The organism is Coleofasciculus sp. LEGE 07092, from assembly GCF_015207375.1.
Taxonomy (GTDB): Bacteria; Cyanobacteriota; Cyanobacteriia; order Cyanobacteriales; family Coleofasciculaceae; genus LEGE-07092.
Window position 1 is genome coordinate 1 of the sequence record NZ_JADEWY010000168.1, and the last position, 12,025, is coordinate 12,025.

General features: G+C 48.0%; 7 protein-coding genes and 1 pseudogene. 4 read left to right on the forward strand and 4 right to left on the reverse strand.

All coding sequences use genetic code 11. The features are described 5' to 3' along the window. Positions 1 to 21 precede the first annotated feature (21 nt). From IQ257_RS26540 to IQ257_RS26555, 4 genes are all read right to left on the reverse strand, one after another. Positions 22 to 2,268, reverse strand: a complete 2,247-nt coding sequence (locus IQ257_RS26540) for a glycoside hydrolase (RefSeq protein WP_193933348.1) — start codon at positions 2,266 to 2,268, stop codon at positions 22 to 24. 106 nt (positions 2,269 to 2,374) lie between these two features. Continuing rightward, the gene (locus tag IQ257_RS26545; RefSeq protein WP_193880075.1) at positions 2,375 to 2,629 is read right to left on the reverse strand and encodes a NifU family protein; all 255 of its coding nucleotides are present in this window, start codon (positions 2,627 to 2,629) and stop codon (positions 2,375 to 2,377) included. A 179-nt stretch (positions 2,630 to 2,808) separates the two neighbouring features. Continuing rightward, positions 2,809 to 4,467: an ATP-binding protein gene (locus IQ257_RS26550; RefSeq protein ID WP_228061050.1), complete on the reverse strand. Its 1,659-nt coding sequence runs from the start codon at positions 4,465 to 4,467 to the stop codon at positions 2,809 to 2,811. Between the two features lie 171 nt (positions 4,468 to 4,638). Next, positions 4,639 to 4,869 (reverse strand): type II toxin-antitoxin system CcdA family antitoxin, encoded by a 231-nt coding sequence (locus IQ257_RS26555; RefSeq protein WP_193880071.1) that lies wholly within the window; start codon positions 4,867 to 4,869, stop codon positions 4,639 to 4,641. A 199-nt stretch (positions 4,870 to 5,068) separates the two neighbouring features. Here IQ257_RS26555 and lepA point away from each other — a divergent pair, with 199 nt between their 5' ends. The 4 genes and pseudogenes from lepA to IQ257_RS26575 all read left to right on the forward strand — a co-directional run. After that, positions 5,069 to 6,877 carry a translation elongation factor 4 gene (gene lepA, locus IQ257_RS26560; protein WP_193880066.1) on the forward strand — a complete coding sequence of 603 codons (1,809 nt, stop codon included), beginning with the start codon at positions 5,069 to 5,071 and terminating at the stop codon, positions 6,875 to 6,877. A gap of 280 nt (positions 6,878 to 7,157) precedes the next feature. Next, a complete protein-coding gene (locus tag IQ257_RS26565) occupies positions 7,158 to 8,084 on the forward strand; it encodes a UDP-glucuronic acid decarboxylase family protein (protein WP_193880063.1) in 927 nt (308 codons plus the stop codon). 131 nt (positions 8,085 to 8,215) lie between these two features. Further along, the gene (locus IQ257_RS26570; RefSeq protein ID WP_193880061.1) at positions 8,216 to 9,610 is read left to right on the forward strand and encodes a UDP-glucose dehydrogenase family protein; all 1,395 of its coding nucleotides are present in this window, start codon (positions 8,216 to 8,218) and stop codon (positions 9,608 to 9,610) included. A gap of 873 nt (positions 9,611 to 10,483) precedes the next feature. After that, positions 10,484 to 12,025: pseudogene (locus IQ257_RS26575) on the forward strand (hypothetical protein); the annotation flags it as partial.

The following is a 12,025-nucleotide window of genomic DNA, read 5'->3' on the forward strand; positions in this document are numbered from 1 at the left end:
TCTCCCCCCGCTCCCCCGCCCCTACGGTGCCTGTAACGCCACTAAACTCTTTTCCAGTACAGGAGAGCGGAAAATTCCGTTATCTGCCATAACCAATACCAACCGCAGCGAATAATCTGGCTCCACTTGCAAATTTGCCCACGGAACGGCTACCTCTAAGCAACGATTGAGTGCAATGCGGGCGTTACTCCTACGGGGATGCCACTGATAATGCTCCCCGGCTTCCTCCAGCCAGGTTGATCCCGTCAGCAAATTAATTCTCAAATGGTGGTGAAATAAATAATTAAGCGGCGCTTCATTCGGTAATTCCACCAAAGGTGCGGGACTGTTGTACATGATTTGGTCGGGATAAAACCACAGCAGATGCAACTCCGAGGGGATTTCTTTCCCAACTTGGATACCTGCCTGAAAATCTAGCCGCAAGTAAAAATTGATGTGGTCAAGACCATACCACAGTCGCTGAATAATGCTGCTGCGGTGCATTGTACCCCGTGCGCCTCCCACTTCAATGCGACCGGCTTTATCCCAATCTTGTTCATCTCCCATACCGCTGATGACAGGATGGATATAGCTTTCCGGTCGGTGTTCGAGCGATCGCTCATGACTCTCTAGGGGTTGCTTGAGTACACGGGGAATGGGTTCGTTTAACGCCTGATAAATCGCACTCAAATGTTCCCGGAACAATTGGTCAAACATGGCATCTTGGTTGGAGGAATGACCTTCACCGAACCACCAGAACCAATCCGAGCCTTCTGCGGCGTACAAGGCTTCCCACACATCGGGGTTATTTTCTTCCGTCGCTTCTGGATGGTTTGCCAGCACCTGCCGCGCTTCACTCAGCAAGTCCCACGCTCGATTTTTTACGGGGTCGCCAATCCAGGTGGTAAAGCTGCCATCCACCCAAGACCCGCTATGCAACCGCTCGGCTGGAAGCGTTTCAGTGGGTGGAAACTGTTCGATAAACTCTGAAACCGTGACGAGTTTGATATCTGGATGGTCGGAGAGGGTCTGATAGAGCGATTCTAGGAAGGGGATACCATCTCTTTCGTAATACTCCCAGCAATTTTCTCCATCAAGAGCGATCGTGACCAACCAGGGTTGTGCTAACGAAGTGCTATCCTGAGGCTGTCTGTCTTTGAGGGAATGAGCAATCGCTTCTAAATGCCCCACAAAATCCGCTGCTGCCCAAGTTGCTTCCCTGTTGCCATAGCTAAACCCAATCAAATCTGACAAGCGGTGATCACGAAACACGATCGCTAAATCACCCTGGGGTGTCTCTAGGCGATAGGGTCGATAGAGTAATTCAGGTTCCGAAACATTCCCCTGTTGGTCTCGGTGGAAAATGTGCCTGAGCGTCCAACCTAATACCGCCTCGTCAGAACAGATCCATTTGAATCCCGCTTCCGTAATGTAGGGTAAAATATGGGGACTGACGGACTGCTCTGAGGGCCACAATCCACGGGGCATCTGCCCAAAGCGGTCTTGATACATCTCCCTCGCTTTCCGCAAGTGCCGGGGAATATCCTCCTCCCACTGAAAGCGCTGCTGGGGTAAGGTCATCTGGGGAATTGCCACTCGACCGGAATGGGTATCGGCGAGTAAGGGCAAAATCGGGTGAGTATAAGGCGATGTTGTCACTTCTATCTGACCCGCTGCTTGCATTTGCCGGTGCTGGGGAATAATCCGGCGCAGGATTTCTCTCTGTTTGGAGAAAATTCGCTGCCGATCTCCTAAGGAAAAGTTTTGTCCCTGTTCCAGCCACCTGGCAATGTCTGGGTCATCCCAAAACATCGGGTCGATCCAGGCGAGGTTGTGCCATGCTAACAGGTCGCTATAATCTTGCAGCGTCCAGTTTTCCAGGCACCACAGTTTACCCTGTTCCAGCCGCATCTGGTAGAGTTGGGCGTAACGGGGGTGAGGGTCAATCATCGTGTGATGATTGGCATCGAAGAAATGCTCGATAATAAATTGCCGCTGTTGGGTCTTGAGTTGTTCAGTCGGTGTCAGAGTCAACTCTAGATAGGGATCGAAGACCGTACCCGCGATATAATCTTCAAGCTGCAAAATTAGCGAAGACACCAGATTCACCGTTTGATGCAACTTGGGATAGCGTTCTAGGAGCAGCACTAAATCCAAGTAGTCTTTTGTCCCATGCAGCCGCACCCAAGGCAAACGATACTGCCCGTTTGACACAGAGAGTCCATTGCGGCTTTTATACAGGGGCTGGTGTTGATGCCAGATAAAGGCGACGTATAACGGATAAGACATCGTTAAGAGTTAGAGAGAGTTAAGAGTTGAGAGTAAAGGCAGATGAATGACACGAATCCTTTAAACTCTATACCTCTTAACTCTTAACTCACCCACGAGACAAAAATTACAGAATTTGCTCAACTTCAACGACTTCGGGAATAAATTCCCGCATACGCCGCTCAATTCCCATTTTCAGGGTCATGGTGGAACTTGGGCAAGACCCGCAGGCACCCTGAAGCCGGAGTTTAACGATCGGGCCATCTATCTCAACTAACTCGACGTTGCCGCCATCCGCCATTAGGTAAGGGCGCATTTCGTCCAAGACGGCTTCGACGTTTTCAGGAGTGAGTGCCAAGGGTGGGGATAAGGTTTGGGACATATATTAACCTCGTAAGTTGCTACTTGAGCTGCACTATACTTCATCCTAGCGCTCTGCTGCTTCCTATCCTACCTTCAAAGTTAAAATAAGAGCTGACGACTAAGAATCAATAAATTTTCACATCCCAAGTAACATCTTGCTATCGCAGAATCGGAAGAGTTCCGCCAAAACCTAGTGTATTAATCAGCTTTAGACATTATTACGGGTTCCTGATACAGGGGTATCGTGAAGGTAACGGTTGAACCTAAGTTTTCGCCCATGCTGAAAAAGTGAACAACACCACCCATCGTTTCCACAAGCTTTTGAGATATAGCCAATCCCAACCCCGTACCCCCGTAAGGGCGGTTGAGTCCTCCTTGAACTTGGCTGAATGATTGAAACAGTCTATCCTGCATATCGAGGGAAACACCTATGCCGGTATCTGCGACTCGGACTTTCACATACCCAGGAAATTCCTGCCCTTGAAAGGGAACTTTCTTCTTATGTACCTCCGCACTGATAGTGATGCCTCCTTCATCGGTGAATTTGATGGCATTACCAACCAGATTTAACATCACCTGTAGCAGCCGTTGATAGTTGCCATACAGGATAATTCCATCATGGGTGGCGGGTTTTTCAAGACTAAAGCTTAAGTTCTTTTGCTGTGCCTGTTGTTTAGTAAAGTCTTGAACTTTACTAAAGAGTTCTTCGAGTTCGACTGGACTAAACTCCAGCTCCATTTTCCCAGCTTCAATCTTGGCGATATCTAGGATATCGTTGATAATGTTGAGCAGGTGCAGGGCTGAATTGTGAGCCTCCTGGATAAATTCTCGCTGCTCCTCAGGATCGTCAGCCATTCCTTCCAGAATTAGCTTGAGAAATCCGATCATGCCATTGAGAGGAGTGCGGAGTTCGTGGGAGGTGTTAGCCAGAAACTCGCTCTTAAGACGGGACAGTTCTTCGGCTAACTCTCTGGCTAGTTCTAGCTCTTTGTAGAGCGTACCATGGGCGATCGCCGTGCCAACTTGTTCGGCTAATTCTCGCACCAACTCTATTTCAGCATCGCTCCACTGACGGTGGCGATCGCACTGGTGCAGGCTGATCAAACCATTTGGCTCGTCTTGATAGGACGTAGAAACGACTAGCACTGATTGCTGCTGAAAGTCACCTGGGGTGATGCGATCGGCGACCACCGGATCGGGACTAAATAGCGCCTGTTTTAAGCAAGGTTCAGCCTCGAGTTCCAACTGTCTCCCCAGCATCGAGCTAAAGGAGTCCTGGCAATACTCCCCCTCTACCTTGACCGTTGGCTGTTCGGGTTGGTACGAACAGATGATGCAGCGGTTGACTTGAAGTGCTTTGCCCAAACTGTCCACCGTCTGCCGCCAGATGATATCGAGATCCAAGGTGCGACGAATTTTGCGGGCAATCTGGGTGAGCAGTTTTTGATTGGGGTCTAGGCTGATGGGTACAAGGGAGTCAATCACCTTCTGGACTGACCCCTCAGGTAAAAGGTGACCGATAACCAGCACCTTCTCTGCCTTGCCCTCGGTTTCTAAAATCGGGCTGATGATCAACTCAAACGGAAAAACTTGATTATGGTAAGAAAACGAGTGGATACAGCGTTCTGGAGTCCGGTTTTCTAAGATCCGTTGAATTTGATCCCGATAAGCTTCGAGAGCAATGGGATAAAACGTATCGCTTAGGGGAAGTCCAACTACTTGCTCTTCTGTCAGACCATATTGCTGGGAATCTCGCCAGTAAAAGGAGTGGTACTGAGCCGATCCATCTTGAGTAAAAACTAGATCGGAACCCAGCTCCTGCAAAAAGCTAGACTTGCCTTGTGCAGTAGATTGCATATTGGTATACCCAAATCGAGAATTATGAAAATTAGCGGGAGCAATCATCTACAAAAAACCTGAAAACTACAAGCAACAAAAGGATTAGCCATTACCCTCAAATGTAAATGCAACCTCTAGTAGCCTGAAGCTCCAGGCAATCTTTCAAGGCGACGCTATCTTACGAGACTATCAGTCATTCCATTCGCCGCGCGGTGGCACGGGTGGATTTCGCCTCAAGGTACGGGTTAGTTCATCATCCCGCTCGCGTTCACCTCTGAGCCACTGACGAATTGCCGTTTCTATCACCTTACTCGGATCGTTGGTCAGGTGCTTAATTTGGTCTAACAGTTCAGCGTCCAAATGGATAGAAATTTCTTCCTTGTCCGCTGAATGCTCTCGATGTACGGCATGATTGTTCATGTTTGGCTTTTGTTAGTCCCCTACTCTACATTTTACGATAACTGGCAAGGAGCGCACTGGCGATAAGTGATGGGTCAAAAAAGACCTCTCCATTCTCCCGGTTGAAAGAGTTTCATCCGCATCAGGGGTAGAAACATTAAAATACATTAAGTGCTACTCCAATTCCCTGTTGCCGACTTTTTTGTGATCACCAATCGCTATGACTGACGTTTCTGTCTCTCGCATCCGTAACTTTTCGATTATCGCCCACATCGACCATGGAAAATCCACCTTAGCTGATCGGCTCCTACAGACCACTGGTACTGTAAGTGACCGACACATGAAAGAACAGTTCCTAGACAACATGGAATTGGAACGAGAACGGGGGATTACAATCAAGCTGCAAGCCGCCCGGATGAACTACACCGCCAGCGATGGGGAACAGTATGTTCTGAATCTAATTGACACTCCGGGTCATGTGGATTTCTCCTATGAAGTGTCGCGATCGCTAGTTGCCTGCGAAGGAGCACTGCTGGTTGTAGATGCGTCCCAAGGTGTCGAAGCTCAGACTCTAGCTAATGTTTACTTAGCCTTAGAGCATGATCTGGAAATTATTCCCGTTCTCAATAAAATCGACTTACCCGGAGCCGAACCCGAACGGGTGATCTCAGAAATTGAAGAGATCATTGGTCTTGATTGTAGTGGAGCCATTCTGGCATCAGCAAAAGAAGGTATTGGGATCAATGAGATTCTAGAATCTATTGTACATCTAGTACCGCCCCCCGAAGATAACCTTAACAAGCCACTACGAGCCTTGATTTTTGACAGTTATTACGACCCTTACCGGGGTGTAATTGTCTATTTCCGGGTCATGGATGGCACAGTCAAAAAAGGTGACAAGGTTCGCTTGATGGTATCCAAAAAAGAATACGAAATTGACGAACTTGGTATCCTGTCCCCCATCCAAGTTCAAGTTGATGAACTGCACGCCGGAGAGGTAGGTTACTTTGCCGCCGCCATCAAAGCCGTAGAAGATGCCCGTGTAGGCGATACGATTACCCTAGCAACAGCCCCTGCCGATACCCCCTTACCCGGTTACACTGAAGCCAAACCCATGGTGTTTTGCGGCTTATTCCCCACTGACGCTGACCAATACGAGGATTTGCGGGAGGCTTTGAATAAACTGAAGCTAAATGACGCTGCCTTAAACTACGAACCCGAAACGTCTAGTGCCATGGGATTTGGGTTCCGCTGCGGCTTTTTGGGTTTGCTGCACATGGAAATTGTGCAAGAACGATTGGAACGGGAATATGATCTGGATTTAATTATCACAGCACCTTCTGTGGTTTATCGAGTCACGACCCATACAGGTGAAGTTCTCGAAATTGACAACCCCAGTCTTCTACCATCTCCCCAGGAACGTGAGACAATTGAAGAACCCTATGTCCGGGTCGAGATGATTACACCGGAAACCTACGTGGGAACGCTGATGGAACTGTGTCAGACTCGGCGGGGTGAGTTCAAGGATATGCGGTATCTGACCCAAGGACGAACGACCCTAGTCTATGAAATACCATTAGCAGAAGTGGTCACTGACTTTTTTGACCAGTTGAAATCGCGATCGCGCGGCTATGCCAGCATGGAATACCAGCTTATCGGTTATCGCGAAAACCCCCTTGTGAAACTGGATGTGCTTATTAACGGTGATGGGGTTGACTCCCTAGCCATGATCGTCCACCGTGACAAAGCTTACAACGTTGGTCGCGCTCTAGTGGAAAAACTTAAGGAATTAATACCCCGTCATCAATTTAAAATTCCTCTGCAAGCATCAATTGGCAGTCGAGTGATTGCCAGCGAACATATCCCCGCACTGCGCAAAGACGTACTGGCGAAGTGTTACGGTGGCGATGTCAGCCGTAAGAAAAAACTGCTTCAGAAGCAGGCAAAGGGGAAAAAGCGGATGAAAGCATTGGGTACGGTGGATGTTCCTCAAGAAGCATTTATGGCTGTATTGCGACTTGATACTTAGTAGGGTACTCGCCTTCCTAGTCCTCGCAGTCTTCTGTCCCTTATTGTTGATACTCTCCCACTAAAAAGCTAGTAGAAACGTTGGGGTCTTAAAAATGAAAAAAATCCTTTAGAGGTGTTGATTTTTTTTTAACTTTCAATTGGCTAGATTGCACTCTCAGTCACCAATTTAGACATTTTTAGCTCGATTGGGAGTTATCGGTATAGGTTTAAATGTAGGATGGTAGAAATTGAAAAATCTACCTAACTCTGTCCGATTGGTAAACCTGTCCTTGCAAATTATGAGAATATTGGTTACTGGTGGTGCTGGTTTTATCGGCTCCCATCTAATTGATCGATTAATGGCAGATGGGCATGAAGTCCTCTGTTTGGATAACTTCTATACGGGTTGCAAGCGTAATATTTTAAAATGGCTAGACCATCCCTACTTTGAATTGATCCGCCACGACATTACCGAACCCATTCGGTTAGAAGTCGATCAAATTTATCACCTCGCTTGTCCAGCCTCGCCGATTCACTACCAATACAACCCCGTCAAGACCATTAAAACCAACGTTATGGGAACCTTGAATATGTTGGGGTTAGCCAAGCGGGTCAAAGCAAGATTTTTATTGGCGTCCACCTCTGAGGTTTACGGCGATCCCCTAGTACATCCTCAGCCAGAAGATTATCGGGGAAATGTCAATCCCATCGGTCCGCGTAGCTGTTATGACGAAGGGAAGCGAGTGGCAGAAACCCTGGCATTTGACTACCATTGGCAGAACAACGTGGAAATTCGGGTAGCTCGGATTTTTAATACCTACGGCTCTCGTATGTTAGAAAATGACGGTCGAGTGGTGAGCAATTTTGTCGTGCAATCTCTTAAAGGTGAATCTCTCACAGTATACGGAGAGGGTTCGCAAACCCGCAGCTTCTGCTATGTTTCTGACTTGGTAGAAGGACTGATCCGGTTGATGAACGGCGAACATACCGGACCGATAAATTTAGGGAATCCTGACGAATACACGATTTTAGAACTTGCTCAGGCGGTTCAGCAGATGGTCAATCCCGACGCGGAGATTATATTCAAACCTTTACCAATCGACGACCCACAACGTCGCCGTCCCGATATTACCAAAGCCAAGACGTTGCTAGGTTGGCTACCTACAGTTCCCTTGCAAGATGGGTTAAAAATGACTGTAGACGATTTTCGCGATCGCTTAACCTAGTCGTGAAGGAGGTCGTCTAGCTTCATCAAATCTTTAAGCAACGATATTCACTCAGGGTGTTCTACCAAGGGATAATCAAAAGGCAAGACTTCCCTGAGTCCTAACTTCTTAATACAGTGAGGATCAGCTCTATGCGTGTTTGTGTTATCGGTACAGGATATGTTGGTTTAGTAACGGGTGTTTGCCTAGCTCAAATCGGACATCATGTTATTTGCGTAGACAATAACGAAGAGAAAGTTAAATTAATGAAATCTGGGCAGTCACCAATCTATGAGCCCGGACTCTCGGAATTGATGCAGGCAAATACCCAGGCTGGACGTCTCGAATTTACTGGCGATTTAGGTGCTGGTGTTGCTCATGGCGAAATTTTATTTATCGCAGTGGGAACGCCAGCGATGCCGACGGGTGAAAGTGATACCCGTTATGTTGAAGCGGTAGCCCGTGGTATTGGAACTCATCTCAACGGCGGCTATAAAGTCATCGTCAATAAGTCAACCGTGCCAATTGGTTCTGGCGATTGGGTGCGGATGATTGTACTAGATGGCGTGACAGAGCGTCAGCCGTCTATGGTGAGTGTCGGGGGCGAAGAAGAAATCGAAGCGCTAAAAGCTCAGACAACTACTGAGTTTGATGTAGTCAGCAACCCAGAGTTCTTGCGGGAAGGTTCTGCCATTTACGATACTTTCAACCCCGATCGGATTGTGCTCGGTAGCAATAGTGAACGCGCACTGGCGATGATGCAGGAACTTTACGCTCCTATTGTTGAGCGTCAAGTGGCAGAGGACAAATCCCTGCCTCCCGTCCCTGTAGTCACCACCGACCTCAGTTCGGCGGAGATGGTCAAATACGCTGCCAACGCTTTTCTGGCAACCAAAATCAGTTTTATTAACGAAGTTGCCAACATTTGCGATCGCGTTGGAGCTGATGTTACTCAAGTTGCTCAGGGTATTGGTCTTGATTCTCGGATTGGCGGCAAGTTTTTACAAGCTGGTATTGGCTGGGGCGGTTCTTGCTTCCCCAAAGATGTTTCAGCTCTCATTCATACCGCTGATGATTATGGTTGCGAAGCCCAACTGCTCAAGGCGGCAGTGAACGTTAATCAGCGCCAACGCCTAATTGCGATCGAAAAACTCCAGCAAGAACTCAAAATTCTTAAAGGCAAAATCGTCGGTTTGCTTGGTCTGACCTTCAAATCCGATACCGATGACCTGCGAGATGCCCCAGCCCTTAATATCATTGAGCAACTCAACCGACTAGGAGCGAAAGTCAAAGCCTACGATCCCATTATTTCCCAAACTGGGATGCGCCACGGTTTATCTGGTGTCATTGTGGAAACTGATCCAGAACGACTGGCAGATAGCTGCGATGCCTTAGTCCTGATTACAGATTGGGGACAATTCCAGAATCTCGACTATAGCAAGATGGCGAAGCTGATGAATAATCCTCTGATGATTGATGGTCGGAACTTCCTAGACCCTAAAGAGCTAGAAAATGCGGGGTTCCGCTATGTAGGCATCGGTCGCTAGTATCTTGACCCACCCTAGGCATTGAGGGTGCGGCTCTCCATCCGTAAGGATTTTTAGTGAAGGGGGAAAGGTAAAAGAGAAAAGGAAAAGCCACAATTCTTTTGATCTTTGCCTTTTCCCGTTGTCTATCCCAGTTCTTTGCTAATTTAGAGAAGGGGCATCTCTACGAAGAGAGTATTTTAATAGCTCTGTTATATCAAGCAGTGGCTTCACAGCTTCGACAAGAGCTAGAATTTGTCAGGGGTGCAAATTTTTACCTTGATGGGGAGATCCGTAATACTACGGACTGCATTTTTTTCCGTAAGGGAAAAATCCGTAAGACTGCGGTCTATAAAACCAGCAGCAATTTTGTAGAGTCAAAGTAGCTGTGTTTCCGGTATTTTTATTGATTAACCCTGTCAATTCATAGAACATCAGAGTATAGGAGTTCTAGTCTTTAAAGCTCTCTGTCTCTCTCGAAGAGGGTAACTTCACACGAGAACTTAGGGATTAATTTGTCAATAAGCCTCTGTACTCTCCTGTGGGCGATCACTATAGAGTGAATCAAGCGTTGCCTTTATCAATCGATTTAGGGAATGTAAGTCAGTCTCCACTCTATTGAAAATTGGACGTCAATCGCTGAAATTGCCTTTACCTAGGCAGTTTTGGCAAAATTCCCCTGCAAAGATAGAAAATTGCGCCTTCAAATCGTCCGGATTATATGGAAAAAATTAGGATTTTAGTTAATCAGTTTCCCCTGGTTTAATGAGGTGTTTGAGGACAATAGTTCTGCACTAATTACACAGAAATCGTAAGAGTCGCCAAATACAAATCCCTCTGCTAGAGTGGCGACAGGGTGCAGGGAAAACATTTATCAGCCAAACAATCCCGGCAATGAAATTAACAGTCTCCCCTGATTCGGCTCAATGTATCTTTCTAAAACTCTTGCTATGGATGAACCTGCTTGGCGCTGGCTCAATTATCGTTCTTTGGGCGCTAGGATTAACGGGTATTGAATCGGCTCAGGCAAATCCCTCAGACCAACAGGTAGCCGATTGGCAAGAACCGTCAGCAAATTGGAGTAACCCCCCCGATGCAGAGACAACAACACCAGTCCATACTGCTGAAGAAAATCTAAAGGGTAAAGAATCGCTTCGCTTATCCTTTGCAAACCATCAACCTATCTCAGTCGCCCATAACCTTTCTCCATCAACTCCCGACCCTTCGGCAGTAGCTGTTGCACTAACTGCCACTCCCCATACGGCCAGGGATAGCTCTCCCCCAACCCATCTCCTAACAGGAGAGGAAAGTATTACTTCTCCATTTTCTCTAAAAAGGGAGTCGGGGGAGTTCGAGGAGTCTTATTCAACTAATATTGCCGCCAATCCTACCCCAAGCGTTAGGGAAAACAGTTTGCCCTCTACCAATCAATCGAGCGCCACTGATGAAGAAAAACTAACAACGGAAAGCGAATCCAATCCTGATTTAGAGCAACAAACACCCAAAAGCGATCGCAACTGTACCGACGATACCGTCTGTAGTCAAGTTTCTTCCAACAAGTCAGAACAATCCCAAACCCCTGCCAATCTAACCCTGGCACAACTTCCGTCCTTACCCTTACCACCCCTACCAGTCCCCTCCAATCCAATTCCTGGGGGTTCCAGTAGATCCAACTCCACCGTGGGGCAGCTTCCCGCCTTCCCTTTTACTTCACCATCACCCGGCATGGTGCCAATGGGAGTGAATGGCTACAATCCCACCTGGGGACAGTCTCCTGCTTATCCACAAACCCCCAATCCAGCTTACATACCCGCCACCTCCTTACCGGTGGGAGCGAATGGCTACACTAATCCCACTTTGGGACAGTATCCTGCCTATCCACAAACTCCTACTCCAGTCTACATCCCCGCTACTTCGATGCCCGTTGGTGCAAGTCCTTACAATCCCACCTGGGGACAATCTCCGGTCTACATCCCCGCTACTTCGATGCCCGTTGGTGCAAGTCCTTACAATCCGGGAGGAGGACAATTGCCCTATGCGCCACAAATGGTAATTGTTGTTCCCATGTCAGCCGGGGGAATGCCTATGGGAGCAACGAACTACAACCCCAACATGGGGCAGTTGCCCTATGCGCCACAAATGGTAATCGTTGTTCCCATGCCAGCCGGGGGAGTGCCGATGGGAGCAACAAACTACAACCCAGGCATGGGGCAGTATTCGTACATCCCACAACCCCCGCAAGCTTGGCCTGTGCCACCCACTCAGAACCAAGCGCCGTTTAATAGCTACAATCCAGGGATGGGGCAGTTTACTTATGCACCACAAACCCAGGCACCCCTACCTGCACCCGTAAATCCCAACGCATCGGGGTACAACACTTACAACCCAGTACCCGGACAATCCCCCTACTTCCCGCAAAATCAAGCCCCCCTACCC